This is a genomic window from Lactococcus lactis, assembly GCF_029023865.1.
In the GTDB taxonomy this organism is placed as follows: domain Bacteria; phylum Bacillota; class Bacilli; order Lactobacillales; family Streptococcaceae; genus Lactococcus; species Lactococcus lactis.
Genome location: NZ_CP118969.1, coordinates 640,146 through 665,958 on the forward strand (window position 1 = coordinate 640,146; position 25,813 = coordinate 665,958).

Sequence of the window (25,813 nt, forward strand, 5' to 3'; positions counted from 1 at the left end):
GATGAAAATTGCGTATTTAGGACCTCGTGGCTCTTTTTGTTCGGTGGTGGCTGAGACAGCATTTGTATCAGAAGAATTATTTGCTTATGATAGTATTCTGGATGTTATTGAAGCTTATGATGAAGGAAAATGTGATTTTGCTCTTGTTCCTATTGAAAATTCGACTGAAGGAACTGTGAATATGAGTATTGATAAAATTTTTCATGATTCTAAGGCGACAGTTGTGGCTGAATTTGTTTTGCCAATTTCACAAAATTTGCTGGCTCGTTCAAAAGAGGGGAAAATTGAACATATTTATTCCCACCCTCAAGCGCTTGCACAAACACGAAATTATTTACGAGAGCATTATCCACAGGCAAAGGTTGAAATTACGGATTCTACTTCAGCAGCAGCTGAATTTGTGAAAAATCATCCAGATTTGCCAATTGCAGCTGTTGCTAATTCTTACGCGGCTAAAATGTATGATTTAGAGATTGTTGCCAAAAATATTCAGGATTTAGCAGGAAATTCTACTCGGTTTTGGTTATTGGGAAAAGAGAAAAAATCATTTGATTTACTAAAAACAGGTGAGAAGGTGAGTTTGGCTTTGACTCTACCTGATAACCTGCCAGGAGCGCTTCATAAAGCGATTTCTGTTTTTGCTTGGCGTGATATTGATATGACAAAAATTGAATCACGTCCTTTAAGAACAAGGCTAGGTCAGTACTTTTTTAATATTGATTTAGTAAATAATGAAAAAAATAATTTAAAAATTCCTTATGCTCTTGAAGAACTATCAGGTTTGGGAGTAAAGGTTCGTTTATTAGGAAATTATGCAGTCTATTCATTGGGAGAGGTGTAAAGGTGAGAATTTATTTTGTACGACATGGTAAGACGGAGTGGAACTTGGCGCGACGTTTGCAAGGACAAAAAGGAGATTCACCTTTATTGCCAGAATCTTATGAAGCGATTGAACGAGTTCATAAGTTTTTAGAACCAATTGAATTTGACAAGGTTTTGTCGAGTCCACAAAAAAGAGCTTTGATTACGGCAGATTTACTGACAAATCAAAGTGTGAGTACTGACAAACGATTGTCAGAATGGAATTTCGGGGAATTAGAGGGTTGGTTCATTAGCGATGCAATTGCTAAATATCCTAAAGAAATGCATGATTCACGTTTTGAGTTGGATCAATTTGATGGAAGTGTTTTTGGAGCTGAATCTGTGAGTTCTGTCTTGAATCGCTTTGATTCTTTGGCTCAGGATTTGTTGAATTCTAAAATGGACAATGTACTTTTAGTTGGTCACGGGGCTTCTGGAACGGCTGGAATGCGTCATTTAGCTGGCTTTCCAATTGCTGAATTACGTTCAGTTGGTGGTTTAGCCAATAATACGGTCACTGTTTTAGAATCAAATGCTGGCCATTTTGACTTAAAAATTTGGGATAAACAGCTATGATTGAAAAAACTTATTTTACTGGTTCGATTGAGGCAATATTTTTCTCCAATCCCAGTAATTTTTATAAAGTTCTACTCATTGAAATTGATGAAACTAATGCTGAATATGATGATTTTGAAATTGTGGTTAACGGGACAATTGGGGATGTGGTTGAAGGAGATTCTTATACATTTTATGGTCAATTGACGCAGCATCCTAAATATGGGGAACAATTACAGGTCAGTCAATATGAAAAAGCAGTGCCGACTTCTGGTGCTGGTTTAGTTAAATATTTTTCTTCAGATAAATTTCCTGGAATTGGTAAGAAAACGGCAGAAAAAATTGTTGAAACTTTTCCTGAAAATACGGTAGATTCAATTTTAGAAGCGCCGGAAAAATTGGATGGTCTATTGACTATAGCCAGAAAAAATTCATTTATCAAACGATTACGTGAGAATCATGGAATGGAAAAAGTGCTGACCAAGCTTGCAGAATATGGCTTACCAAGCAAAATCACTTTTCAAATTTATGAACTTTATAAAGAAGAAACGATTGAAAAAATTGAGGAAAATCCTTATCAGCTTGTGGAAGATGTTAAGGGAGTTGGTTTTAAAACAGCTGATAAGATTGCAAGTAGTTTAGGAATTGAAGCGGATAGCCCTAATCGATTTCGAGCGGCATTGATGCATGAGGTCAATACACATTCGCAATCAACAGGTGATACTTACATTGAAGCCAAAAATTTACTTGAGATGACGATAGACTTACTTGAAGAAGCTCGTAATGTCGAGGTCAATCCGTCTGCTGTTGCGGAGGAAATTAATGGTTTAATTGTTGATGGAAAAGTGCAACAAGAAGGAACAAAAATATTTGAGAATTCCTTGTACTTCGCTGAGGACGGGATTCGGAAATCACTGACAGCATTAACTAATCGTTCGGGTAAAGATTTTGCTGATGAAAAGTTACTGACAGTATTGGCTGAAGTTGAAAGAGATTTAGAAATTACTTATGATGATTTGCAAAAGCAAGCCATTATTAGTGCAATGAATCAGCAATTTTTCATTTTGACTGGTGGACCAGGAACTGGTAAAACAACAATTATCAATGGTTTTATTGAAACTTATGCCCGTATTCATCAGCTAGATTTGGACCCAGACCATTATAATGATGACGTCTTTCCTATATTACTGGCAGCACCGACTGGTCGAGCTTCAAGACGGATGAATGAGTTGACTGGTCTTCCAGCAGCGACGATTCACCGCCATTTGGGTTTGGGACAAGATGAAGCAGAAGATGCTCTTGGAAATGAATTGTCTGGTGCTCTTTTGATTGTTGACGAATTTTCTATGGTTGATACTTGGTTAGCTAATAAACTTTTTCAAGCGATTCCTGGTTCAATGAAAGTTCTCCTTGTTGGAGATGCTGACCAGCTTCCTTCTGTGGGGCCAGGACAAATTTTTGCGGATTTACTAAAAATTCCAGAAATTCCGTCAGTAAAATTGGATAAGATTTTTCGTCAAGGGGATGATTCTACCATTACTGATTTAGCTCACCACATCAAAGATGGGCAATTGCCAAGTGATTTCACGGCGAAAAAACCTGACCGTTCTTATTTTGAGGTCAGTGCTAATTTTGTTCCTCAGATGGTTGAACAAATCGCAAGTGCATGGCAAAAAAGAGGGAATAATCCTTTTGAATTACAAATCTTAGCGCCTATGTATAAAGGAATGGCCGGAATTAATGCAATGAATGTTCTTTTGCAAAATCTCTTTAATCCGCTTAACGACCGACTTGAATTCGCTTTGGGTGATATGAAATTTCGTGAAGGAGATAAAGTTCTTCATTTAGTAAATGATGCTGAGGCCAATGTATTTAACGGAGATTTGGGACAAATCGTAGAATTGATTGCAGCAAAATATACTGACAGTAAACAAGATGAGTTGGTGATGGATTTTGATGGTCAAGAATTGACTTATCCAAGAGCGGAGTGGTATAAAATTACTCTGGCTTATGCTATGTCCATTCATAAATCTCAAGGTTCGGAGTTTTCCACAGTTATTGTGCCGATGGTTTCTTCGTATTCACGGATGTTAGAGCGAAATTTGCTTTATACGGCAATTACAAGGGCTAAACAAAGTCTGATTTTACTTGGTGAAGAACGAGCTTTTGCACAAGCGGTGGCGCGTGAAGGGGCGAATCGAAAGACCTATCTGATTGAGCGATTTATGGGAGAAAATCCAGCGGCTAAAAATCTGTCAGTAGAAATTGTGAGTGAAAAAGTTACTGACAAAAAAGAAATATCTGACAAAGAGAAGAAGCCTGCAGCGCCAGTAGAATTACAAGGGCAAATTCGTTCTGTCAGTAAAAAAATGCCAGCACAAGTAGAAGAAATTTCTTTATTTGAAGATGAAGAAATTGAAACACTGGATAAGGGAAGCTTGACAGAAGCACTTATTTTGTCAGGAAATTTTGACCCTTTAATTGGTTTAACTCAACAAGACTTTGCAATCTTTAATAAATAAAAAAATACTGACAGAAATTGCTGTCAGTATTTTTTTGTTTCTATCAGTACTTTTTGATATAAAAAAATCTGCCAAAGAGACAGACATTTTTAATTAGCCAAGTTTAGCAGCAAGACGTGCTTTATCACGTGATGCTTTGTTAGCATGGATAAGGCCTTTTGAAGCAGCTTTATCAATTGATGAAGAAGCAGCTCTGTAAAGTTCTTCAGTAGGTGCAGCTTCAAATTTTTTGATAAGAGTACGCATTGCAGATTTTTGTTGTGCATTGCGTTCGTTTGCTACTTTATTCAATTCAGCACGTTTGATTGCAGATTTAATGTTTGCCATTTTTTGTCTCCTTTTATTACTTTTCATAGAAAAGCGGTTGATGTGATGTCCCAGGTGGGCACACTACACCCTCCAAGATTTTTCTAATACCTATCAATTATACAGGAAATTTGAGTTTTTGTAAACTATCGGCCTTACTTTTTTAGAAAAAATAGAAAAAATATTTTTTACTAAAATAATAAATAAATAAAAATGGAAATCAAGTAAAATAGCAAATTTTCAAAATTTTACAAGCATTAAAAATAAATTTCTAAGCATTTAAAAAGAAAAATTTAATCTAAAAACTAAGTAAATCGTATTGACAAAGAGAATTATCGTGTTATAATCAAGTCATGAATTTAGAAGAAAAGCCGTGGTTTAACGACGCAGAATATATGAGTTATGTCGGTCATCTATTAGAAATGGATGAGCTTAAAAAGCTTGATGGGATTACACATCACTATACTTCAACACGCTTGCAACATTGCTTAAGAGTAAGTTATGTCAGCTATCTCATTGCGAAAAAACGTGGCCTCAATGCTAAAGCTACAGCTAGAGCTGGACTTTTGCATGACCTTTTCTATTATGATTGGCGCAATACAAAATTTGCTAAGAGCCATGCCTATGTGCATCCTCATATCGCCTACCGTAATGCGCGTAAACTGACAACCTTGTCAGCTCTTGAAAAAGACATAATCATCAAACATATGTTCGGTGCGACAATCAATCCGCCACGCTATAAAGAAAGTTGGATTGTTACTGCTGTTGATAAATATGTAGCTACCCTTGAAGGGTCAGTTAACCTCAAGTACAAATGGAATCGCCGTAAGCATTTTAAACGTTTACCTTATTTCAGTATTGATTAAAAAAGTAAAAAATAAAACCTATCCATTGATAGGTTTTTTATTTAGAAATAAGTCTGTCAGTAAAATAAAGCAAGTCTTGTCAGAGATTTTTCATAATATGATAAAATTAGTATGTAAGCAATAAATTCCATTGCACTAAAATAAGGAGGTATTTTATGAAAAATGTAAAAGTATTTTATAATGAAAAATCTGGTAATAATGATGAAGACAAAGTTTTGAAAACAATTAAGGACTTTTTTGCAAGACCAGAAAATTCAGCCTCTAAACTTGAATTTATCAATCCAGAAAGCCCAGAGGATGCAATCCGTCTTGCTAAAAAAGCCAGTCAAGACCAAACAGACCTTGTGGTTGCTTTAGGTGGCGATGGAACCATCAATAAAATTTGTGGAGGAGTATTTGAAGGAGGAGCAAAACCGATTCTAGGCATTGTTCCTAATGGTACGGTTAATAATTTATCAAAATCACTTCATATTCCGCAAAAATTAGAAGAAGCACTTAATAATTTAAGTCAAGGCAAAATTCAAAAATTTGATATTGCCAAAGTCAATAATGATTATATGACATCAAGTTTAACATTAGGGATTTTAGCAGATATTGCCCAAAATGTCAGCGGCTCTGAGAAGAAAAAATTTGGACCTTTAGCTTATCTAAAAGATGCTTATAAAGTTATTCGCTATAATAAAACCTATCGAATTAAAGTAAAATATAATGGTAAAACCAAGTCATTAAGAACGAAACTATTATTGATTACAATGACAGATACAATTGGTGGAATGCAAGCTTTGGCCCCCAAAGCTAAAGTTGATGATGGACTTATCCGTGTTTATTCATTAAAAGAAATCAATTTATTTAACATTCTTTTTCATTTGAACAAACTTCGCCGAGGAAAATTTGATGATTTTCTTGAAATGACTCATTTTGATACTGACCATTTAGAGATTCTCACACATTCAAAGAAAAAGAAAGATAATCCATATTCAAGAATTGATGGGGATAAAAGTGATCCGCTTCCATTAGATATCAAGGTTTATCGAAAAGCACTGACAACCCTTGTTCCTAAAAGTGAATAAAAGGCTGTCAGTAAATAATAGAAATAAAAAATCAGACCTAAGACTTATGATATAAAGTCTGTGTGAGCCTGATTATAAAAGGGTTTAAGAGTTTCTTTGGAAATAATGTTACGTTTTTTGTTACGCTTGGTTTGAATAATTAAGGTATTTCTCAAATAAGCTGAGTTCATTTTTAGCTGTTTCAGGTTCAAGATGAGCGTAGATATCCATAGTCATTTGTAATGTTGAATGACCTAGCCTAGTTTGGATAGCTTTATAACTCATTCCTGCGCTTAAACAGAGCGTAGCATGAGTATGTCTAAAGCCGTGAAAGCCGATATTTGGTAGGCCCACATTCTCAAAACAATCAAGTAAAGTATTTCTAAGTAGTCGACTATTAAGCACAGAGCCATTGATATTTGGAAAAAGCAAAGGCTGATTAGGATTTCCATATTTGAGGAACTCTTTTTTTATTTCAAGCTGCCATTTAGATAAAAGATTTAGTGTAGATTTATCTATATCTATTGTTCGGTTACTTGTTTCAGTTTTGGGAGACAATTGAATTTGATTGCTGTCATTTACCGTTTTTGATACCGTAACAGTTCCCTGTTTGAAATCAATATCAGACCAGCTCAATGCAACTGCTTCGCCAATTCTGAGACCGGTTGAAGCTAGAAAAGGTAAAAGAGTTTTTAACAGTCGCATTTTCCATTGAGAAGAAACCTGTTGATTTAAATAATCAAATAAACTTTGAAGTTGAGTTTTAGTAAAAAACTTGATTTCTTTTTTTGTAGATTCTACTTTGACATTAGGCATTAGAACAGTTAAACATGGATTGGATGAAATAAGGCCATTTGAAATAGCATACTTCATAATTCTATTGATTATAGTATATAATCTCTTATAATCGCTCATTTCGCCTTTTTTTCGTGCCTGACGCCCGTTTAAAGGTTTACTAGCGATAGTTGCCCATATATTAATTTGATGCTGTAAAATGGCAGTTGTGAGTTTATCTATCTTATACTTCCCAAATGCTGGGATAAGATATAATCTTAAATTTTTTTCTGTTTGCTTGACAGTTGCTGATTTTCTATTTATTTTATAAAAATCAAACCATGCTGCTGCAACTTCATCAAAAGTTTTTAAGACTTTAATTTTTTTAGTACAACCATTTTTTATGAACTCATTTTGAAGACGTGAAAGTTTAACTTTTATGTCTTTTTTTGTACGCCCAGTAATGGAAGTCCGCACTTGCTTACCTGTCAGCACATCAGTACCGATATAAGCGCCACGGAGAATATAACGCACCTCTCCGCTTTTTGTTTTGTATTCTTTTATATTTAGTTTGTTCATGTTGATTCTCCTCTTTGCATTTGGCCGTGCGCAAAATTGAGAACATGAAATCAGAAAGGAAGAGGTTCGGAATCATCTTTAGAATTATTGGTTGGAGCACCATTAGAAAGATTTTTTGTTAGCTCTAACACCGTCTTCTTTTCCCAAGGACTAAGTAGCATAAAATTACTTAGTAAATCCCCCTCTTCCGAATTATATAAAAAGCTTAATGAATATAACAAATTTCTGTAGTCCAACCAGCCATCTACATCATCATAAGACTTAATATAGTTCTCTTTTGCTTTTTGAACCCTTTTCTCTCCAATAAACTGAGCTAGAACGGCTTCTCCTTTATGTTCTTCTTGATTATCAGGATCATTTTCAGATTTTTCCATACCTTTTAACCATGTCGTGAGATTATTTTTATCATCACTGTTACCCTGTAGGTACTCAAGAGATACATCAAAATAATCAGCTAAAATTTTTGCTTTATCTACCCTTGGGGTGACCCCACGAGACTCATAGCTTGCAAGTGTAGATTTTCCAATACCTACAGCTTCACTTAATTGTTTAAGCGTTAACCCAGAGTTAGATCTTAATTCTTTAATCCTATTTGACATATTTAACACCTCTTCAAAAAATTATAACACAAAATTCAATTACGTATAACTTTCTGCTTGCAAATTAAACTAAATTAAACTATAATAATTTTATCGACAATAAATTAAACGAAATTAAACGGAAAGGGGAATGTTTTTATGAATGAAATTACCTTAGAAATAGCAAAAGCTATACGCAGAAAGCGTGCAGATTTGGGATTGACAAAAAAGCAAGTCTATACTCAATTAAATATTTCTTTTAAAACTTATAAAAAAATTGAAACCAGTGGTTCTAGAGTAAAAAGAAGTGTTTATCAAAAAATAACAAATTGGCTTGCTAAAGATTACTAGAATCATCAATTAAAAAGAAACCAAAAGCACTTGGCCGTGCGCAAAATTGAAAGTATGAAGTCAGTCGTTGAGATACGATATTGCGTATTAAACGCTAGAAAGAAATTTAATAATGAAAGACTTAGCATTTTTAACCAGTCCTGACATGAGTAAAGCGGAAGTTGTGACTAACCATATCGTTATTGCTGAATATGCAGGAATCGAAAGGACATCGTTACGTTTACTCATCAATAAACATAAAAAAGATTTTGAGCAATTCGGTAAGTTGATATTTGAAATATCGACCTTGCCAGATAGTCGAGGTCAAAAAGTAAAAATCTATCAACTTAATAGAAATCAAGCCATGTTGATGATTACTTATCTAGATAATACAGAAGTAGTTAGAAATTTTAAAATCGCTCTTGTAAAACGATTTGATGAAATGGAGAAGGAACTCTATGCAAGAAAAATTGCAAGAGCAGTTGAAAAGCCGAAAGGAATTACTCTTCATCAAGCTATTTCTGAGTGGAATCATTACTCACGACATGGTAATACATGGCATACGATTATTAGAAGTTTGCTTGCTACAACAGTAACAGGACTGACCAAGAAGCAAATTCAAGCTAGAGATACTGACTGGAGAAAAGAAAAAACGCTCCTAGACCTCCTTGATTCGGTGGAAATGGAACGTTACAAAATGCTTGAAAGTATCGCAATAGCAATGATTGAAGCTGGTTCCGATTACGAACCACTCAAAGTTGCTATTAAAGCTATAATGACAACAAAAAAGTCCCAACCGACCAAAGTAAAGACTTTTAATAACAAAGCATGATTCACGCACTAACGTGATTTCATGCTCTTATTTTACCATAATGAGAGGAATTTTCAACATGAATAAACCAGTAACCAAAGAAACTTATATCCTAGATGATTCAATCGCCTTTGAACTCATGGACTTATTAAAAGCTAAAGCAAGACATTTTATCCAACTTAACGAGTATGTCTACCGCTTGTTTGACGGTCAATCAGTAGTGACTTTCACAACTTTAGAAAATGACATTCAAGTAGAAATGGTTAAGGGGTAAGAATATGGCAACAATAGATATTACTGAACAAGACCCAGGCACGCAATCATCTACTTTCAAAATAGAAGATTTAGAGAAAGCACGAACTTTTGAAAATAAACATTTTTTAATTCTCTCTGTAAAAATGAATTCTGAAATTGGACATCAAGTTTTTTTAAAAAGCGTAAAAAACAAAAAAACAGTAATTATTTTCAATCAAAATAAAGCTCCTCTTTGTATCAAAGTATCTCATGAGTTTGCACAAAGTTGGAAACTGAAAAAACAAGCCGAAATCAAGAAAAGAGATAAAGCATGAAATTTATAAAAATGGACGTTATAAGCACAGAAATACTACCTACTTGGTTGGTTAAACCTAGTCGTGCTGAAGTAAAAAAAATATTAATTGTCAATGAATCTAAAGCTCCAAAGTTGCATATAAGACTTAAACGAGGAGGGGAATCATGAGTATCTTATCATTTGAAGCAGAGCAGGAACTGACTCAATCAGTATTAAGCCATGTTGATAAATTAGTTGAGGCAAGAATTGAACAAAGTCGCTTGTTCCCATACGTGCAACAAGCTGAATTATTGAAAGAACTGAACATTTCAACCACATATTTAGCTAAACTTCGGGCACACGGATTAAAGCAAGTGGTTTTAGAAGATGGAGATCGTACTGTTTGGTATAAAAAAAGTCAATTGGAATCCTTGATGGATTCATTGGCTGAATAGGGGGAAGAAGTGACAGAAGTTAAAACTGATTACGGAGATTTGGAAAAACAACGCAAAGCATGGGAACGGTTAGAAAATAATCTAAAAAAGGTGATTAATCTTCCCTGGGAAAAATTTGGAAACATTGATGGCGCTAAGATTCCTCAAAGTCTTGATTTAGTCCATATCTTGCATCGTGATATTTATGAATATCCTTATCTGTCAGTAAAGTCTACAGGAGAAAATAAAAGAATTAAAAGACCTAGTTTGCATTTAAACAACGGTCAAAATACTGTATCTATTTTCTACGGTGGAGTTAATAAAAAAGCTGAAAAAACTGACGATGGAGAAGATAAAGAAGTAGTTACATTAAAATCAAGTAAAAGTATACCTCGTTTTGTCAATGTGATTTTAGATTATCTATTTGGAAAGCTTGCTTTGCATAATGGGTACTTATATGATATTTCAACCTCACAATTCAAACGATTGTCAGAGATGGATATTGCTCATGAGTATAAATTAGGCAAGCGTTCTGACTTTACAGCTAGTGAAGTTGTAGAAATTATATCTTTTATAGATGAACAGATAAAGCTAAAACCTCTTAAAGAAATAAAAGCATCCATTATTGCTTGTCATGACTTTCAAATGGATCTACATCAAAAGAAAATTTTAAAAAATTGTTCTATCAAAGACAATGAATGTTACTTTAAAGTGTTTGATTGTCAGCTCTCTGATGTAATTGAGATGTCAATCTTGAACGCTAATTACTTAGGAATGGTGATAGATGATGTAGACAGCTTGCATAATGCGCAACTACAGCCAATCTATCAAATGCTGGTGGCATGTCGTGAGATTACTAAGACAAGGTTCTTTGTGAGTAAATCTGGGACACGTACTGGGAAAGGCTTGCGTCATAAAGTAATTTCATCAATTTTTGATACGAAACATGTCAACCTAGACGAACTCTCAAATAAGGCAACGGCTGCAATGGCTTGGGCTGGATTTGATGGCGGAGAAATGTTACTGGTGACTGAATCAGGAGAAATTGGAAAGAGTTTAGAACGTTATTTGAAAATACTGGCTACTGAAAGTACATATCGTGGTCGAGGTATCGGTCAAAACTATGCGGATATTAATCTTACTGGTGTGCTGTCTATTGATTCAAATGAAAAAGTCTTATTTTCTTCTGAGATGAATAGCAGGGCTGTGAACATTGCTTTTAAGAATCGTCCTAAAGGGGAAACTGATAGCGAACGTGAATCAATCTTTTCGCCCTACTGGGAGGCTTTCACTGAACAGCGAGTATCTGAGACCAGTCGAGAAGCAACGGGGCTTGCAGGAGTGGCTGCTTTATATTCTTCATTTATTTATTGGAGACAAAATAAATTTAAGTTCAATTTTAAGCAAGTGGAGATGGATAACTTCAGTAGTGATCACTTTGATTTTGACGATGTACAAATTTATATTATTGAGGAGCACATCAAAGGTAACAAGACGATAATCAAAACGGATGAGGTTCAGAAGCTATTGAAAGAAACCTATTATGGTGCTGGAAGTCCTAAGCGAAGAAAAGAAGCTCTAGATATCATTGGATATTTTGAAACTACAAGGAAATTACCAACTTTTGAGGGTGAGCGTCGTACTTTTAGAGTAATTGCAATAGGAAATCCACGTCGAGCATCAAAAGCAGTCGCCGCATTTCTTGAAACAATGTATGAGCCACCATAATGACCACGCTTTGACCACGATTTTACCACGGAATAATAAGGGCTATAAATAGCGGTATTAAAGGAATGACCACGCAAAAAACGCAAAAAACACTTTTTATTTTAAGAAATAATATTTTATTGATTGTATATTAATGTTTTAAGTATACCAATTATGGAGTAGTTTATTGTTTTTAATATTATATTATAGAGATTTTATAAAAAAGTGTATTTTGCGTGTCAATGGCTTAGTAGAGCGAATTATAAGCGTGGTAAAAACGTGGTTGACCACGCAAAAAAAGTGTGGTCTAGAGAACGATTCTAGAAACCAATAGTCATCAAATAGAAAAAGCTATACCAATTTAGAAAAAGAGGTTTGATAATGAGCTTTAATTTTACAAAGACAGTAGTCTTTACAGTCAAAGAAAAAATGCCATTTAATATTCCTTATGATGAAGAGGAATTTGAGAAATTTAGTCATGCACTTTTAGTTGATAAAAATGCGGAGTGGCTAGGTGGCTATTTATTTAACATAAAAAATATTGTTTCAATAAAACGAGTTTAAACATAGGGAGATAAAAAAATGAGCGACAAAGTAATTATGGTTTATACAGTAAATGATTCATCAGCATTTGTCTTTAATCAGACACTGGATAATATGAAAGTCATTGGCAAATGGCAAGATGACCCTGACCAGTTATTTAAACTAGGCACTACCGTATTTAATGGAAGTCATGTTGTGGCGATTAAAGTCGTAAAACGTGGGCCACTTGGTACAGTACCAGAATAATAAAGGAGAGATAATGAGGGTAAGACACCCACCAAAATCAGTTGTTTTAACTCATTTATAAAAACAGCTATCAACCTAATAAACATAGGGAATTACAGGAACTATCAATAGTTCCGATTATAATATATATTTACTAACAAATAAATACAGGAGAAACCATAATGAAAACATTTGAAGAAATTGAAGCAGAACTTATCAATCAAAAAGACGGTAATTTATTGGAAATTGAGAAGTTTAAAAATAATAAAGAAAAAGCGGAAAGAACCTTGAAAATCGCTAATGAGGAATTAATCAAAGCCGAGGAGACCGCTGACTTAGTAGCTTATGATAAAGCCAAGGGGAATATTTCAACGTCTCAACACGCTATTGAATTGTATCAAAAACAGTTAGACAAATTGGAAAGCACTCCATTAGTGACTAAAGATGATTATAATCAATTGGTCTCAGATATTGAAAAGGCTGCCGATAAGTTACAAGATGAGTTGAATATTAAGGGCGCTAAGCTAATGGCAGAACTCAAGTCATTGGCTGATGAATCTAATGCGGTCTACCATAAAGCTGATGAGTTGTTACGTATTGCGCAGTATGATGTTTATAAAGACGCTGACTGTTTAGTCGCGTCAAACGGTACCAGAATAACGCGAGCGGTAGAGTATAAACGAAACAACTCAGTCCGAAATGTTTATAACTTTAAATATCTTGGCAACACATTTCTTGATGATATGAACGCATAATAAGGGGGGAGGGACACCATGACAGAAACAATCAAAGACAACAGCAAACAACATACAGGCAACTGGGTTGAGGACATCCGAAAAGGCGCAGAGATTGAACGCAAAGAACGAGAGGAGACGAGCAGACAGCGGAGCAAAGAAGCCTTTGACAAGATGAGAGATAAGGCGAACGCCGAACGTGATGAGATTAATGGATTTATGAAACAAGTTGCCGAAAGAAATTACAATGATAATAAGTTAAAGCGTGACAAAGAAATTGAAACTGCTAAACAAAAAGCTATGCAACAGATTGAATCTGAATATGAAAGCAAGTACGGAGTCGATACCGACAAGACGGAACGAACTAAGCAAGCATGGAGCAACTTACTAAAAGGTTTATGATTAATAAAAATAAATAATAAAAAAATATTTATATTAATTTATTATTTATTAATTTTATTTTTTATATTAATTTATTATTTATTAATTTTATTTTTTAAATCTGAAAATATTTTTAAAGAAACTATGGGGGCATATCCCCCTCCCTCTGGGTCACTCCGTACTTCACGCCGTCACTGTACATATTTTTTCTTGAGTATGTGTTTAACAAGAAGAAAGGGGGGATAAAAATGAGCGTTATTCGGTGCAAAACTTGCAAAAATTTGTTCAATACAGCCAAGCAAGAAAGATATTGTAGCGCAGAATGTAGAAAAGAAGCTCGTAAGAAAGTTCGTAAAAAATGGGAAACAAAGAATCCTGAATATATGAAAAATTATATGCGAGAATATCGTGAAAAATAGCCTCGTAAGTTTAGTTTAATTGTAGTACAAAATATAAAACAAATAAAAAGTCCCCTAAAGGGCTATGATATAATAGTAGTTAAGAAATCAGTTTTTAAAGCCCGTTCTCAGCGGGCTTTTTTGTTTTATGGTAAAATACACTTAACAACGGGGGTGGATTATGAAAATAAGGCTAATTGATAAAAGTGATTGGAGTTCATATCAAAAATTGAGATTGAATGCTTTAAAGGCAGCCTCTGAATCTTTTGGGTCTACTTACGAGAGAGAAGTGAAGTTCTCAGAACAAGAAATTATAGAAAGAATATCGCCAAACTCCAGCAAATTCTTTATGGGAATTTTTGACGGAAAAGAATTAATAGGAATGGTTTCATTTCATAAAGAAATTGGTGAAAAGGACAGACATAAGGGTGATATATATGGAATGTTCATTCATGGAGATTACCAAAATAAAGGTCTAGCCAAACTATTATTATCTACCTTAATTAATAAAGTAAAAGAAGAATATCCTGATTTAGAACAAATAAGGTTATCAGTTGTTTCAAATAATATTTCAGCGGTAAAACTTTATGGGCATCTAGGTTTTGAGAAATATGGGGTTGAAATAAATGCCTTAAAAACTGGAGACAAATATTTTGATGAAGATTTAATGGTTCTGTTCTTAAAATAAATATTTCAATATCTATTAAATTTGAATAAACTATAAAATAAACCCTGGCTTTGGCCAGGCTTTTTTAAATTTTATTTTCTTTGAAGAACAATGCGGCAACAGCGATAACTAATATACAAATGATAGCCCAGGATAAGTTATCTAATGATTTGCTGGATACCATCATATAAATAAGAAAAACGAGGATGATTAGCGCTATAATAATCACACTTATGCTTGTTATAATCAAATATACCTGCTGCACTTCACCAGCATTCTTTAGCGGCTTGTTTTTATGTAACCAGTATGACACTCCAGCCCATATTAAGGCAGCTACAAAAACATAAAAAATGAACATATATAATTCCACCTATAGAGTTAATTTAGTTATTTTAAGTATAGCATAAGTTAAGTTACTAGTTATCATAGGAATAAACTCTGATTTTAGTCAGTACTTTTTTTATTTTTCAGAATATGATATACTTTTTAATAAAACTAAAAAATGGTGGTAGTAATATGAAATTTGAAGGAACTTGGCTTGTTGTTATTATACTAAGTATTGAGGTTTTAGCTTTCGGCGAATTTGAGCAGTCTAATCAAATTCTTTTGATAGGGGGAATTTCTTTTATATTATCTACACTATTTGAAGCTTCTACTTTAATTAGACACTTTATTAAAGAACAAACTAAAGTATAACCCTGCTTCGGCGGGTGTTTTTTTGTTTGGGTCTATTGACAATTACAAAAAATAATAGTAAAATACATGGGTTTACACAGATAAAAATGGTACAATTAACATAAGAAGTGAAAGGAGAGAGAACATGAAAATATATAAGCCAATACATTTAATGAAAGCTGTTTCTCCAGAGAAAGTTAATAAAATATCAAAGTTATTTTCGAATCATGAAGATGCTCCCATACGAAATGGCGGTAAATTTGATTTAACTTTCGTTAGATACTCTCCCGATACATACTTTAGCAATGGAGACCAGATTGGAGAGTTATATCAAAATGGGATTTTTGATCCATTAGTTATGACTAATTATAAGTTTTTAGCATTACTTTTGGTGTGCTCTTCAAATCCTTTGGTTTTATTTAGTGATTTTTCTTTTAAAAATGCTGATGAAAGTGATGAGGCAGTTGAAAGTAGAGGTCAGATTAAAGAATTAATTGAAAGCGAAAAAGAGGTTACTCGATCTTTTGAGTTTTTGAAAGAAACGGGTCAACGAATTAGCAGAATTGAACTAGGTATAGAATCTGCTAGAAATAAAGTAGTTATATATTCTAATGGAAATATCGGGTTATCAAATAATTTTCCGGAAGCTTTATATGAGGAAGTATTCTCTTTGATTGAATTCTTATTTACAGGTACTGTAAAAAATGAAAAATAAAATAAAGGATAAATCCTTTGATTTAGTTTGCACATTTTTGGGAACAATACCTGCTATATATACTTATCACTTGAGTTCTATCAATATTATAAGTTTCTTTAAAAATCTCGGAATTAGCAAACATATTATAGATATCATTTTAACAGCAGTTTTATCATTTTATGTTTCTGTTGGATTTATAATTGTACTTATCTTTGTTGAATTATTTTCGTTCTTTAAACGTCCTAAAGTATACATTACTTTTTATAATGAAGCTAAAACGCCGATTAACAACCTTGATTTTACTATAGAAAAAGAAGAACCACAATTTTTAAGTATAAAAATTGAAACACAATTACGTTGGTTTCAAAAAAAGATTATAGACTTTACTAAACCACAAATTCAAATAAGCACTAATGCCACAATGTGTAAAATAGAATTAGATGCCGGATTTACTTACAATAATGTTGATTATAAATCTGTAGAACAGAAATTTCTATGCGATATTTTAAGAGATTTTCAAGTTTCTACCGAAAAGGCTTCAGTTACCGTTGACGTAAGTGTTCTTTTGATAAAGAAGGCTACTGGTAAAATAAAAGTTGAATCTGCTTTTACTAATGAAAATTATTTTTTAAATTTAATAAAAAAAGCATTCAAATATTACTGTAGTTATGATGTTAAGCCATTAACAATTAGGGGAGAGTGACGTGTCAAAACAGTTGAGTAAAAACCAGAAATATACTCTTTTAAAATTATCCAATGAATTTTCAAATCTTGATGATGTACAAAAAAACATAGTCAATGCAGAGCATAGATATTGGGAGCCATTAACTGCAGTAAAGAATATTCCTGAGAGCGTTCCTCATGATGACAAACATTATTTGTATAAATGGGATCATTTTTCAGATGTAGAAGAAATTACTTTTGATGGTAAAAATAATTTATCTTTTATAGTATCTACTGCCTCAATAGAATCAGGGACACGGCTATTAAAGGATAAAATAACGGGAGAACTCCTTCCTAGGGAAGAGCGCCTCAATATTTCTAAAGTAGACACTATTTTTATTGAATCTCAAGAAGAAGTTTACTGTATTATAGCTACATTTGATTACTATGAGTTGAAGAGAGTAGAAAAACTGATTGGCTTTGGATCTTTAGAACCGATCCCTGCACGATTTCAATCTGAATCTGATTTATTTCAATGGCTTTTTTATAAATATATAAAAAATGAATTCGAACTAAATGAAGAAATTAACTTGGATAGTATTACCGGGTTTACAGGTACTGTAGTTACTGAGGAAAATAAATTTGAAGGACAAAGCGATCAAGTTGCAGAACTGATAATTGCTAAGGCATTCATAACAAATGGATACCCTCTAACTTCTATTCAACTGGTTCTGCAGACTAATGAAGGATTTGCTGGTTTTTATTTAGGGAAATTAGATAATCCCAAAGAACTACAAATAACTGTTCAGAGGTTGTCAAATGTTGTTTCGTTATTGGGAAGTGTTGATGCTGAAATCAGTATACCGATTTATGTTTATTTTTATTTAATCCCGAAATTAGTAGAATTGTATAAGTTAAGTGAGGAAGAGTTTACATCAGGAAGTAAAAATAAGTTTTTATCGGAAATCGGAATAGAGGTAATAAAAACAATTATGGCAAAAAATGATATTACTATTAATGATTTAAAATAACATTTTCTTCGCCCTCCGGGGCGTTTTTCTTTGTTCTCGTTAAGAAGTTTGTTATAATTAATTTCTAACACTGACACCCCTTAATCGGGGGTCTTTTTTCGTTAACAAATGTTACTGTTTTTCTTAAGATAAATTAGTATAATATCCTTATCGTAAATGCTATTCCAAATACAAATACAAATAACTAAGTATTTTGGGAGAGATAAAGCGCTCTTTTCCAAAGCGAGGGCGTTTTTCTTTACAACGGAAACAGTAAATTGTATAATAATTTTATCCTTTTACATTAAGGTTATAAATAACTCCGAGAACATCGTTTTGAATAAGTGACGGTGTTTTTTATTTGAAAACGAATACAAAAAGTAGTATAATGAATTCATCTTACCTATATAAGATGACGTCTGCCCTTAAACAGGGTTTTTTTGTTCTAGTTAAGGAAGTAGATATATACTGTATTTACCCAAAAATATATAATTTTTCATAAATTTACTCCTAAGCGTCCCTCTCCTAACTGGGGCGCTTTTTTTGTGCTATAATATTATTGGACATCGATGAAGAGTTTTACTCTCCTCATTAGCTGCTCTTCGGAGCGGCTTTTTTATATCAAAAAAGCACTAGCATTAAGCCAGTGCCGAAAAGTGATTAGAGCAAGGTATGAATAATATAGTGCGGAACTAGATTAACTTGCAATAACTTTTATAATATTATCAATTTTATGAACAATTGTCAATAATAATATGTTATAATATAGTAGGGATGTTTGTGAGATTTCATCCTATTTCTAGAGTTTAGCCACCCTTCTGAGTGGCTTTTAAAATATAAAAAGACCGCTAACCCAGCGCTAGCGGAATGTAAACGTATTCCAAGAAATGGATAAGCCAAATCTTTTACCTACGAAAGTAATAATATCAGAAAAATTAATCATAGTCAAGTTTTTTGTATGCGTTTACTTATAATGTATTAAGTTCATACTATACTATAATAATAGTGTCTCCGTTTAGTGTTTAGGCGGAGATTTGCTCGAATGGCGGAATTGGCAGACGCTGTGGACTTAAAATCCGTTGGTTATTAAACCGTGAGGGTTCAAGTCCCTCTTTGAGCATAATAAAAAAGCACTAAATAAGTGCCTGGTCATGATTCTCAATTTTACGCACGGCGGTGCAAGTTATAGCGAACGTAACATTTTCTAAGTGTTACGTTTTATGTTACGTTCCAAAATATGTTAAAATATAGTTAGATTAATGGAATGTTGATAATATAGTATTTTGGTTTATTAAATCAGAATAAATAACTATATATTATTAAAAAATAGGACCTAAGACTGATGACAAAAAGCCCAATTTTTGGTAAAATAGTCTTAGAATTAAATTAAAAAGGGAGGCCAAATATAATGAAAAATATGAATGATAATGATGTTATCTTTGACCAAAGAAGCGATGGATTGAATGCATTTTTCAGTAAAATTTATGCGTTGATGGGAGCAGGAGTATTAGTTTCTGCACTCGTTTCTTGGATAATGATTACATTTTTCTTAGATAACATGACAGCAATTCTCCAAAGTGGAAGTTTATTCTTCCTTGTACTCTGGATTATTCCTTTAGTGATGGTAGTATCACTTCAAGGGTTAGCAATGAAAAACTCAAAAATGGCACTACCGATTTTTATCGGTTATGCGGCATTTATGGGATTCTTGATTAGCTTCACTCTTTTGATGTATACCGCCACTGATATTACTTTAGCCTTTGTTACGGCAGCAGCAATGTTCTTTGGTTTATCTGTTTATGGACGATTTACTAAACGTAATTTATCGGCAATGGGTAAAGCATTTGGTGTTGCAGTCTGGGGTTTGATTGTAGCGATGTTCCTTAATTTCTTCATTGGTGGTACAATCCTTACAATCCTTATTAGCCTAGTAGGTGTTGTGATTTTCGCAGGGCTTATCGCTTGGGATAATCAAAAAATTACACAGGTTTATAATGCAAACAATGGACAAGTAAGTGATGGTTGGGCAATTTCAATGGCACTTTCACTCTATCTTGACTTCATCAACATGTTCCTCTTCCTGCTCCGTATCTTCGGTATCGCAGGTGGAAATCGTGATTAAGAAAAAATTACTGACAACACATCTGTCAGTAAAAATAATAAAAAAACTCTGCTGTCAGCAGAGTTTTTTCCTTTCATAAATCTTTGACAATCACATAATTAATTTCCAAAGGACCATGAAGTCCAACCACAAGTTGCATCTCAATATCACCAGAATTTGAGGGGCCAGAAATAAAATGAAGGGTTGACCCAGGCTTCTTATGTTCATCAAACCAAGCCGCAGCTTGGGTAGAACGAGGAACCATACGACTTAGTGGAATTACAGAAATATAATGAGTGGGTAAGAAGTGTAAAGAACGCCCTTGGCCAGCTTCTGATTCGACTACAATCGTTGCTGATTCAGCGAGGAAAAATTTAGGAACAGCCACGACGACATTAGAATTTTGAGCGGCATTAATATTTTCATCACGATTTTCTTTACCAATTTTCCACTTCACCAATTGGTCTGAAATAACATTCACTCCTAATTTTTCAAATTCATCTGTTGAAGGAATCATGACTTGTCCGCCACCAGATTTTTCAATTAATTGGCGAATCACTTCATTCATTTCAAAAGAAGAGGTTTCGATTAAATTAGCAGAAACTCGGCTGGCTTGCTCCTTAGCAATATCCAATAATTCCTCAGTAGTTAAATGAGCCAAATGTGTCTCAGGCAAATCTGAAATTGGAACATAAGGTTCAAATGGAAGTTCTACACCCCCACGTTTTTCAAATAAAGTTTCTAAAAATTTACTTCGATTTTCAATAGTTCCTGTCATATTTATTTACCTGCCTTATGTTTTTTATACCACTGACGAAATTGTTCTTTATGTGGCGGAGCAATTGGCAAGTCTCGGACATCTGTCCAACCTTTAGCTAGAGCAGGAGCTTTTCTAACGGCGCCATAGTTAAATAAAGAACCCTCAACGCTGACCTCCTTAGCTTTGGGTAACATATTAAGACCAGTGTGAGCCATATTTATTGCCATCCCAAATAGTGCTGGGCTACTTGTTCCTTTCCCAATCGTATTCATTTCAAAATTGACAAAAGAGCCATCATGATGCATTGAAAGATCATCTTCCATCACTTTGCGATGTTCAATTAAAAGTTCATGCAAAGGAATTTTTACCGGACAAGTTTCAGTACATGCACCACATAAGGTTGAAGCATAAGGTAAATCACCATATTGTTCATAACCTCCTAAAACGGGAGAGAGAACTGAACCGATTGGTCCAGGATAAATCGAACCATAAGCATGTCCACCAATTTGACGATAAACTGGGCAAACATTCAGACAAGCACCACAACGAATACATTGTAAAACAGCTTCAAAAGCAGTTCCAATCGCATTTGAGCGTCCATTATCAACAATGACAACATGAAAATCCTCAGGACCATCGGATTCGTCGTCGGCCTGTTGACCGGCAAAAGTGACATAAGTTGTCAGTTTTTGACCAACGGCAGAACGAGCAAGCATATTATCTAAAATTTCAGCTTCTTTGATTGATGGAACAATCCGTTCCATTCCCATCAGAACAATTTGTGTCTTAGGAATTGAAATTGTTAAATCAGCATTTCCTTCGTTAGTAGATAAATTAATGTCACCAGTGTTGGCAATGGCAAAGTTACAACCGGTAATTCCGACTTCAGATTTTAAGAAAAGCTTACGCATGGTATCCCTAGCACAGCGAGCCAAATTAACTGGATTATTATCACCTTCATAGCCTAATTTTTTAGCAAATATTTCACGAATTTGATCACGATTTTTGTGCAAGGCTGGAAAAACAATATGTGAAGGCTCATCCCAATCAGCGACTTGCAAAATAAATTCAGCCAAGTCTGTTTCCAAAATATCCATATCATCAGAAAGCGAAACGAGCATTGGGTCAATGTCAACTTCCGTGGTCACCATTGATTTTGATTTGACAATCTTTTTTGCGTTTTTTTCAAGAACAATCCGTTTAACATAATCATTGGCTTCTTTAGCATCAGCCGCAAAGAAGACATGACCGCCACGAGCCGCAACATTATCTGAAAACTCTGTCAGATAATGGGGCAAATATTTTAAAGTATGTTGACGAATGGATTCAGCAATATCACGCCATTCTTGCCAATTTCCAAGCTCATCACGCGCAGATTCTCTTTTCTCCCATTGGGCATCCTGCGCTTTGGCTACCGCAGCTTTAGCAAACTGGTCTTTTTTACTCTCTTCTAAACGTTCAGCGAAAGTTTTTGTACTTGTAGAAAGTCCCATTTTCTCCCCCTATGCTTTGATAAATGCTGGGTTTTTCACAGCATCTATTCTTTCTAAATCGACATTTGTGTTTAAAATTTCAGCAATATGCATCACTCTTATTTTTTTACCTTCGCGATTCAATTTTCCACCAATATTCATCAAGCAGCCTAAGTCAGCAGAAATTAAGATTTCAGCACCAGTTGATAGAATATCGTTTGTTTTTTCAGTGACCATCATCTCTGAAATCTCAGGAGATTTAACTGAAAAAGTTCCGCCAAAGCCACAACAATTTTCCAAATGAGGAAGAGGAAGAACTTCAAGCCCTTTGACTTTATCCAATAAAATGAATGGAGCTTCTCGTTCACCTAGAATTCTAGTCATGTGGCAAGAACGATGATAAGTTGCTTTTTCACCATTAAATGTGGCACCAAGATCTTCAAGACCTAAAACCCGATAAAGAAATTGGGTGAATTCATAGGATTTATTTGCTAAATCAATTGCTTTTTGTTTATATGGGTCACCTTCATCGAACATATGGGGATATTCTGTAAACATCCCTGAGCAAGAACCAGCAATCCCAACGACATAATCAGAAGATTCAAAAGCATCAATCTGATTTTTGATTGTTGGCATGGATTCTTTAACTAACCCTGAGTTATAAGTCGGTTGTCCACAACAAATTTGTTCTTCTGGCAAATCTGTTTCAATCCCCAAACGTTCAAGGACTTCAACCATGGCAATTCCAACTTGTGGAAACATCAGGTCCATCACACAAGTGGAGAATATTGAAACTTTCATAAGCACTCCTTAGTATTTTGAAATCTTTGTTAAAAACTAGACATCTCCTAGAGATGTATGCTCTTTCATTATATGCCGATTTATTTACATTTTCAAAAAAAGGAGCTGTCAAAAGAATTTGACAGACTGTCATTTAAAAATTATTTTGTAAAAATAAAAATACCAATCATCGATTGGTATTTATTTATTCGGGGTTAAAAAAAGTTTTTCAAGCTGTCTAGCTACACCATCCTCATCATTTGTCCAAGGAAGAATTTCACTGGCATAAGGAGTGAGTCTAGCAGAGGCATTTTTCATAGCATAAGCATTGGGAGCTAATTTAAACATTTCAATATCATTATGTTCATCTCCAAAAGCAATAAGATTCTCTAAAGGAATATCAAGAACTTTAAGTAGATGATTAAGACCAGAAGCTTTGGAAATCCCTTTAGGAACAACTTCTAATATGCCATTCGGTCCACCCCAAACGCCGACATCAATCTTGCCATTATAATGACGTTTCATTTCCTCTGCCAATGCTAATTTATCTTTTTGGCGAGTGGAAAGGAGTACAGCATGAGGATTTTCAGTAACTCGGTCTGCACGAAGTCGATTATAGGGTTGAAATTTTTCTACACCAAAGAGCTTGGGCTCGACATTACGGAAAGTGTTTAGAAAGAACTTTCGACGATATTCAACGGCAAAGAAATGGAGATTAAAATTTTGTTGGTGCCTCAAAAGGTCAAAAATGAAGGAACGATCAATATAATAAGATTTTGTATGTTCCCAGTTTTTATCATTAGGCATTGAAATCAAAGCCCCATTAAAATTAATGACTGGACTTGTCAACTCAAGCTCGCGATAGACATCTAAAGACATTCTAAAAGGGCGTCCGGTTGTGATACAGATAATATGTCCGAGTGATTCTACCTGTTTAAAAATATATTTGGTATAACGGCTGATTGAACGTCCATCAGACTGCAAAGTAGTACCATCTAAATCAATTGCAATCAGTTTACGTTCTTTGTAGTTCTCCATTCAAACTCCCCTTATTCTAAAATTTATTTGTCAATTCATTCATTATATCATAGTTAGAAGCAGGAGCGGAACTCTACCATGTTCTACGAACAAGAAAGTACTTTTTAAAAAACTTGTTCGTCATTACCGAACAATTAAAGGATTTAGAGTAGTTTTTATGCTAAATTTCTTGTTTCCTTAACTAAAACTGATTAGAATAATAATATAATGTTTTTTATTTTATGACGTGTTTGCTTAAAAAGCAAAGACAACTTTTTATCAAAGGGTTGAAATTTTAATCACAGACCCTAAAAGGAGAAATTATTCGTGAACAAGTTCTTTAAACTTGAAGAAAACGGCACAACAGTTGGCCGTGAAATAATGGCTGGTTTGACTACATTCTTTGCTATGAGTTATATCCTCTTTGTTAACCCACAAGTTTTGGGTACAACAGGAATGCCTGTCCAAGCAGTTTTCTTAGCAACTATTTTGGCCTCTATTGTTGGGACACTTGCAATTGCCTTAATCGCTAATGTTCCCTACGCTTTGGCACCCGGAATGGGTCTAAATGCATTCTTTGCTTACACTGTTGTATTATCGCTTGGTTATACTTGGCAAGAAGCTTTGGCAATGGTTTTCATTTGTGGGATTATCAATATTATTATTACTTTTACTTCCATTCGTAAAGCAATCATTCTTGGAATTCCTGAAAGTTTACAACACGCAATTGGTGGTGGTATCGGTATTTTCATTGCCTATATTGGGATTAAAAATGCAGGAATTTTGCGTTTTATCGCTGACCCAGGAACTTATGTGAACAACCATGGAACTATTACAGCAAATTCATCAATTGTTCCAGAACTTGTAACTTTTAATAACCCAGGCGTATTAGTCGCACTTGTTGGGATTGTAGTGACAATGTTCTTTGTTATTCGTAAATGGCGTGCAGGAATTTTACTTTCAATCTTAGTAACGACTATCTTAGCTCTTTTGACTGGTGTAGTTAAAGTTGATGTGAATACTTTATTTGCTGAAAACAACTTAGGAACAGCTATCAATCAAATGGGAACAACCTTTGGTGCTGCTTTTGGTCCAAAAGGTTTTGGCTCTTTATTCTCAGACTCATCACGTTATATTGAAGTTTTGATGACAGTCCTTGCTTTCTCATTGACATCTATCTTTGACCCAATTGGTACCTTTATTGGAACAGGTCGCGCAACAGGAATCTTTACAGATGAAGATTTGAAAGATATGGAAACAAGTCATGGTTTCTCTTCTAAAATGGATAAAGCTTTGTTTGCTGACATGATTGCCACTCCAATCGGAGCAATTTTCGGAACATCAAATACAACTGTTTATGTGGAATCTGCAGCCGGAATTGGTGCAGGGGGACGTACTGGTCTTGCATCTGTTGTAACGGCAATTATGTTTGCTATCTCAAGTTTATTCTTACCACTTCTTGCAATTGTTCCAACACAAGCAACTGCACCAATCTTGATTATTGTTGGGATGATGATGCTTGGTTCATTTAAAGAAATTAAATGGGGTGATTTGACTGAAGCAATTCCTGCTTTCTTTGCCTCAGTATTTATGGGACTTGCTTACTCAATCTCTTATGGGATTGCAGCTGGTTTCATCACTTACATTCTGGTCAAACTGTTCACAGGAAAAGTGAAAGAAGTAAAACCTGTCATTTGGGTTGTTGCACTTTTATTCTTGATTAACTTCGCTGTTTTGGCAGTACTTTAAAAAATTAAGATTCGTCAGTAAATGACGGGTCTTTTTTACT

Annotated in this window: 31 protein-coding genes and 1 tRNA gene; 25 read left to right on the plus strand and 7 right to left on the minus strand. The window is 34.3% G+C overall.

Annotated features, from left to right (window positions below; all coding sequences use genetic code 11):
* Nucleotide 1 precedes the first annotated feature (1 nt).
* The 3 genes from pheA to recD2 are packed head-to-tail and all read left to right on the plus strand — an operon-like array spanning nt 2 to nt 3,938.
* On the plus strand, nt 2–841 hold the full coding sequence (pheA, locus tag PYW37_RS03355; protein ID WP_023188548.1) for a prephenate dehydratase: 840 nt from the start codon (nt 2–4) through the stop codon (nt 839–841).
* A 2-nt stretch (nt 842–843) separates the two neighbouring features.
* On the plus strand, nt 844–1,437 hold the full coding sequence (locus PYW37_RS03360; protein ID WP_010906114.1) for a histidine phosphatase family protein: 594 nt from the start codon (nt 844–846) through the stop codon (nt 1,435–1,437).
* Nucleotides 1,434–3,938, plus strand: a complete 2,505-nt coding sequence (gene recD2, locus PYW37_RS03365) for an SF1B family DNA helicase RecD2 (RefSeq protein WP_025016974.1) — start codon at nt 1,434–1,436, stop codon at nt 3,936–3,938. Before PYW37_RS03360 ends, recD2 begins: the two co-directional genes overlap by 4 nt.
* 93 nt (nt 3,939–4,031) lie before the next feature.
* On the opposite strand, the gene rpsT is transcribed toward recD2, so the two are convergent.
* Nucleotides 4,032–4,265, minus strand: a complete 234-nt coding sequence (gene rpsT, locus PYW37_RS03370; protein ID WP_010906113.1) for a 30S ribosomal protein S20 — start codon at nt 4,263–4,265, stop codon at nt 4,032–4,034.
* Between the two features lie 332 nt (nt 4,266–4,597).
* Between rpsT and PYW37_RS03375 the strand changes: the two genes are divergently transcribed.
* Together PYW37_RS03375 and PYW37_RS03380 are read left to right on the plus strand one after the other, a co-directional pair.
* The gene (locus PYW37_RS03375) at nt 4,598–5,110 is read left to right on the plus strand and encodes an HD domain-containing protein (protein WP_003132795.1); all 513 of its coding nucleotides are present in this window, start codon (nt 4,598–4,600) and stop codon (nt 5,108–5,110) included.
* A 155-nt stretch (nt 5,111–5,265) separates the two neighbouring features.
* Entirely contained in the window at nt 5,266–6,180 is a 915-nt protein-coding gene (locus PYW37_RS03380) for a diacylglycerol/lipid kinase family protein (protein WP_015426912.1), read from the plus strand.
* A 120-nt stretch (nt 6,181–6,300) separates the two neighbouring features.
* On the opposite strand, the gene PYW37_RS03385 is transcribed toward PYW37_RS03380, so the two are convergent.
* The gene (locus PYW37_RS03385) at nt 6,301–7,512 is read right to left on the minus strand and encodes a tyrosine-type recombinase/integrase (RefSeq protein WP_025016973.1); all 1,212 of its coding nucleotides are present in this window, start codon (nt 7,510–7,512) and stop codon (nt 6,301–6,303) included.
* A gap of 50 nt (nt 7,513–7,562) precedes the next feature.
* The gene (locus PYW37_RS03390; protein WP_052484080.1) at nt 7,563–8,111 is read right to left on the minus strand and encodes a helix-turn-helix domain-containing protein; all 549 of its coding nucleotides are present in this window, start codon (nt 8,109–8,111) and stop codon (nt 7,563–7,565) included.
* A gap of 138 nt (nt 8,112–8,249) precedes the next feature.
* Here PYW37_RS03390 and PYW37_RS03395 point away from each other — a divergent pair, with 138 nt between their 5' ends.
* From PYW37_RS03395 to PYW37_RS03485, 19 genes are all read left to right on the plus strand, one after another.
* Nucleotides 8,250–8,441: a helix-turn-helix domain-containing protein gene (locus PYW37_RS03395; RefSeq protein ID WP_023164583.1), complete on the plus strand. Its 192-nt coding sequence runs from the start codon at nt 8,250–8,252 to the stop codon at nt 8,439–8,441.
* Between the two features lie 112 nt (nt 8,442–8,553).
* On the plus strand, nt 8,554–9,252 hold the full coding sequence (locus PYW37_RS03400) for a Rha family transcriptional regulator (RefSeq protein WP_025016971.1): 699 nt from the start codon (nt 8,554–8,556) through the stop codon (nt 9,250–9,252).
* A gap of 58 nt (nt 9,253–9,310) precedes the next feature.
* Nucleotides 9,311–9,505 (plus strand): DUF1655 domain-containing protein, encoded by a 195-nt coding sequence (locus PYW37_RS03405; RefSeq protein WP_025016970.1) that lies wholly within the window; start codon nt 9,311–9,313, stop codon nt 9,503–9,505.
* A gap of 4 nt (nt 9,506–9,509) precedes the next feature.
* On the plus strand, nt 9,510–9,800 hold the full coding sequence (locus PYW37_RS03410) for a hypothetical protein (protein ID WP_025016969.1): 291 nt from the start codon (nt 9,510–9,512) through the stop codon (nt 9,798–9,800).
* On the plus strand, nt 9,797–9,949 hold the full coding sequence (locus tag PYW37_RS03415; protein ID WP_023163719.1) for a hypothetical protein: 153 nt from the start codon (nt 9,797–9,799) through the stop codon (nt 9,947–9,949). The genes PYW37_RS03410 and PYW37_RS03415 overlap by 4 nt, the downstream gene beginning before the upstream one ends.
* Entirely contained in the window at nt 9,946–10,215 is a 270-nt protein-coding gene (locus PYW37_RS03420) for a hypothetical protein (RefSeq protein WP_025016968.1), read from the plus strand. Before PYW37_RS03415 ends, PYW37_RS03420 begins: the two co-directional genes overlap by 4 nt.
* A gap of 9 nt (nt 10,216–10,224) precedes the next feature.
* Nucleotides 10,225–11,922: a hypothetical protein gene (locus PYW37_RS03425; protein WP_032943500.1), complete on the plus strand. Its 1,698-nt coding sequence runs from the start codon at nt 10,225–10,227 to the stop codon at nt 11,920–11,922.
* A 360-nt stretch (nt 11,923–12,282) separates the two neighbouring features.
* Nucleotides 12,283–12,465 (plus strand): hypothetical protein, encoded by a 183-nt coding sequence (locus tag PYW37_RS03430; protein ID WP_010906213.1) that lies wholly within the window; start codon nt 12,283–12,285, stop codon nt 12,463–12,465.
* 18 nt (nt 12,466–12,483) lie between these two features.
* Nucleotides 12,484–12,690 carry a hypothetical protein gene (locus PYW37_RS03435; RefSeq protein WP_025016966.1) on the plus strand — a complete coding sequence of 69 codons (207 nt, stop codon included), beginning with the start codon at nt 12,484–12,486 and terminating at the stop codon, nt 12,688–12,690.
* A gap of 161 nt (nt 12,691–12,851) precedes the next feature.
* Nucleotides 12,852–13,424 (plus strand): hypothetical protein, encoded by a 573-nt coding sequence (locus PYW37_RS03440; protein WP_010906211.1) that lies wholly within the window; start codon nt 12,852–12,854, stop codon nt 13,422–13,424.
* 18 nt (nt 13,425–13,442) lie between these two features.
* On the plus strand, nt 13,443–13,805 hold the full coding sequence (locus tag PYW37_RS03445) for a hypothetical protein (protein ID WP_044009709.1): 363 nt from the start codon (nt 13,443–13,445) through the stop codon (nt 13,803–13,805).
* Nucleotides 13,806–14,032: 227 nt separating this feature from the next.
* Entirely contained in the window at nt 14,033–14,203 is a 171-nt protein-coding gene (locus PYW37_RS03450; RefSeq protein WP_032943667.1) for a hypothetical protein, read from the plus strand.
* A 160-nt stretch (nt 14,204–14,363) separates the two neighbouring features.
* Nucleotides 14,364–14,870, plus strand: a complete 507-nt coding sequence (locus tag PYW37_RS03455) for a GNAT family N-acetyltransferase (protein ID WP_010906208.1) — start codon at nt 14,364–14,366, stop codon at nt 14,868–14,870.
* 453 nt (nt 14,871–15,323) lie between these two features.
* Nucleotides 15,324–15,545 carry a hypothetical protein gene (locus tag PYW37_RS03460; RefSeq protein ID WP_074453863.1) on the plus strand — a complete coding sequence of 74 codons (222 nt, stop codon included), beginning with the start codon at nt 15,324–15,326 and terminating at the stop codon, nt 15,543–15,545.
* A 124-nt stretch (nt 15,546–15,669) separates the two neighbouring features.
* A complete protein-coding gene (locus tag PYW37_RS03465; protein ID WP_025017190.1) occupies nt 15,670–16,239 on the plus strand; it encodes a hypothetical protein in 570 nt (189 codons plus the stop codon).
* Nucleotides 16,229–16,924 (plus strand): hypothetical protein, encoded by a 696-nt coding sequence (locus tag PYW37_RS03470; RefSeq protein ID WP_025017189.1) that lies wholly within the window; start codon nt 16,229–16,231, stop codon nt 16,922–16,924. Before PYW37_RS03465 ends, PYW37_RS03470 begins: the two co-directional genes overlap by 11 nt.
* 1 nt (nt 16,925) lies before the next feature.
* On the plus strand, nt 16,926–17,915 hold the full coding sequence (locus PYW37_RS03475) for a hypothetical protein (RefSeq protein WP_025017188.1): 990 nt from the start codon (nt 16,926–16,928) through the stop codon (nt 17,913–17,915).
* A gap of 1,015 nt (nt 17,916–18,930) precedes the next feature.
* Nucleotides 18,931–19,014 (plus strand) — tRNA-Leu (locus PYW37_RS03480).
* Between the two features lie 288 nt (nt 19,015–19,302).
* Nucleotides 19,303–20,016 carry a Bax inhibitor-1/YccA family protein gene (locus PYW37_RS03485; protein ID WP_023188576.1) on the plus strand — a complete coding sequence of 238 codons (714 nt, stop codon included), beginning with the start codon at nt 19,303–19,305 and terminating at the stop codon, nt 20,014–20,016.
* A gap of 73 nt (nt 20,017–20,089) precedes the next feature.
* On the opposite strand, the gene PYW37_RS03490 is transcribed toward PYW37_RS03485, so the two are convergent.
* The 4 genes from PYW37_RS03490 to PYW37_RS03505 all read right to left on the minus strand — a co-directional run bounded on the left by PYW37_RS03490 (nt 20,090) and on the right by PYW37_RS03505 (nt 24,045).
* Nucleotides 20,090–20,773 (minus strand): LutC/YkgG family protein, encoded by a 684-nt coding sequence (locus PYW37_RS03490; RefSeq protein ID WP_003130398.1) that lies wholly within the window; start codon nt 20,771–20,773, stop codon nt 20,090–20,092.
* Nucleotides 20,774–20,775: 2 nt separating this feature from the next.
* Entirely contained in the window at nt 20,776–22,248 is a 1,473-nt protein-coding gene (locus PYW37_RS03495) for a LutB/LldF family L-lactate oxidation iron-sulfur protein (protein WP_003130400.1), read from the minus strand.
* 9 nt (nt 22,249–22,257) lie between these two features.
* Entirely contained in the window at nt 22,258–23,028 is a 771-nt protein-coding gene (locus PYW37_RS03500; RefSeq protein WP_023188577.1) for a (Fe-S)-binding protein, read from the minus strand.
* 180 nt (nt 23,029–23,208) lie between these two features.
* Entirely contained in the window at nt 23,209–24,045 is an 837-nt protein-coding gene (locus PYW37_RS03505) for a Cof-type HAD-IIB family hydrolase (protein ID WP_003130402.1), read from the minus strand.
* Between the two features lie 306 nt (nt 24,046–24,351).
* Here PYW37_RS03505 and PYW37_RS03510 point away from each other — a divergent pair, with 306 nt between their 5' ends.
* Nucleotides 24,352–25,773 (plus strand): NCS2 family permease, encoded by a 1,422-nt coding sequence (locus tag PYW37_RS03510; protein WP_012898314.1) that lies wholly within the window; start codon nt 24,352–24,354, stop codon nt 25,771–25,773.
* Nucleotides 25,774–25,813: the final 40 nt, after the last annotated feature.

What these genes read in the sequence shown, in the direction of transcription:
- pheA (WP_023188548.1), top strand. Translation starts at nt 2, where the DNA reads ATGAAAATTGCGTATTTAGGACCTCGTGGCTCTTTTTGTTCGGTGGTG.
- recD2 (WP_025016974.1), top strand. Translation starts at nt 1,434, where the DNA reads ATGATTGAAAAAACTTATTTTACTGGTTCGATTGAGGCAATATTTTTC.
- rpsT (WP_010906113.1), bottom strand. Translation starts at nt 4,265, where the DNA reads ATGGCAAACATTAAATCTGCAATCAAACGTGCTGAATTGAATAAAGTA.
- PYW37_RS03375 (WP_003132795.1), top strand. Translation starts at nt 4,598, where the DNA reads ATGAATTTAGAAGAAAAGCCGTGGTTTAACGACGCAGAATATATGAGT.
- PYW37_RS03380 (WP_015426912.1), top strand. Translation starts at nt 5,266, where the DNA reads ATGAAAAATGTAAAAGTATTTTATAATGAAAAATCTGGTAATAATGAT.
- PYW37_RS03385 (WP_025016973.1), bottom strand. Translation starts at nt 7,512, where the DNA reads ATGAACAAACTAAATATAAAAGAATACAAAACAAAAAGCGGAGAGGTG.
- PYW37_RS03390 (WP_052484080.1), bottom strand. Translation starts at nt 8,111, where the DNA reads ATGTCAAATAGGATTAAAGAATTAAGATCTAACTCTGGGTTAACGCTT.
- PYW37_RS03395 (WP_023164583.1), top strand. Translation starts at nt 8,250, where the DNA reads ATGAATGAAATTACCTTAGAAATAGCAAAAGCTATACGCAGAAAGCGT.
- PYW37_RS03400 (WP_025016971.1), top strand. Translation starts at nt 8,554, where the DNA reads ATGAAAGACTTAGCATTTTTAACCAGTCCTGACATGAGTAAAGCGGAA.
- PYW37_RS03405 (WP_025016970.1), top strand. Translation starts at nt 9,311, where the DNA reads ATGAATAAACCAGTAACCAAAGAAACTTATATCCTAGATGATTCAATC.
- PYW37_RS03410 (WP_025016969.1), top strand. Translation starts at nt 9,510, where the DNA reads ATGGCAACAATAGATATTACTGAACAAGACCCAGGCACGCAATCATCT.
- PYW37_RS03415 (WP_023163719.1), top strand. Translation starts at nt 9,797, where the DNA reads ATGAAATTTATAAAAATGGACGTTATAAGCACAGAAATACTACCTACT.
- PYW37_RS03420 (WP_025016968.1), top strand. Translation starts at nt 9,946, where the DNA reads ATGAGTATCTTATCATTTGAAGCAGAGCAGGAACTGACTCAATCAGTA.
- PYW37_RS03430 (WP_010906213.1), top strand. Translation starts at nt 12,283, where the DNA reads ATGAGCTTTAATTTTACAAAGACAGTAGTCTTTACAGTCAAAGAAAAA.
- PYW37_RS03435 (WP_025016966.1), top strand. Translation starts at nt 12,484, where the DNA reads ATGAGCGACAAAGTAATTATGGTTTATACAGTAAATGATTCATCAGCA.
- PYW37_RS03440 (WP_010906211.1), top strand. Translation starts at nt 12,852, where the DNA reads ATGAAAACATTTGAAGAAATTGAAGCAGAACTTATCAATCAAAAAGAC.
- PYW37_RS03445 (WP_044009709.1), top strand. Translation starts at nt 13,443, where the DNA reads ATGACAGAAACAATCAAAGACAACAGCAAACAACATACAGGCAACTGG.
- PYW37_RS03450 (WP_032943667.1), top strand. Translation starts at nt 14,033, where the DNA reads ATGAGCGTTATTCGGTGCAAAACTTGCAAAAATTTGTTCAATACAGCC.
- PYW37_RS03455 (WP_010906208.1), top strand. Translation starts at nt 14,364, where the DNA reads ATGAAAATAAGGCTAATTGATAAAAGTGATTGGAGTTCATATCAAAAA.
- PYW37_RS03460 (WP_074453863.1), top strand. Translation starts at nt 15,324, where the DNA reads ATGATATACTTTTTAATAAAACTAAAAAATGGTGGTAGTAATATGAAA.
- PYW37_RS03465 (WP_025017190.1), top strand. Translation starts at nt 15,670, where the DNA reads ATGAAAATATATAAGCCAATACATTTAATGAAAGCTGTTTCTCCAGAG.
- PYW37_RS03470 (WP_025017189.1), top strand. Translation starts at nt 16,229, where the DNA reads ATGAAAAATAAAATAAAGGATAAATCCTTTGATTTAGTTTGCACATTT.
- PYW37_RS03485 (WP_023188576.1), top strand. Translation starts at nt 19,303, where the DNA reads ATGAAAAATATGAATGATAATGATGTTATCTTTGACCAAAGAAGCGAT.
- PYW37_RS03490 (WP_003130398.1), bottom strand. Translation starts at nt 20,773, where the DNA reads ATGACAGGAACTATTGAAAATCGAAGTAAATTTTTAGAAACTTTATTT.
- PYW37_RS03495 (WP_003130400.1), bottom strand. Translation starts at nt 22,248, where the DNA reads ATGGGACTTTCTACAAGTACAAAAACTTTCGCTGAACGTTTAGAAGAG.
- PYW37_RS03500 (WP_023188577.1), bottom strand. Translation starts at nt 23,028, where the DNA reads ATGAAAGTTTCAATATTCTCCACTTGTGTGATGGACCTGATGTTTCCA.
- PYW37_RS03505 (WP_003130402.1), bottom strand. Translation starts at nt 24,045, where the DNA reads ATGGAGAACTACAAAGAACGTAAACTGATTGCAATTGATTTAGATGGT.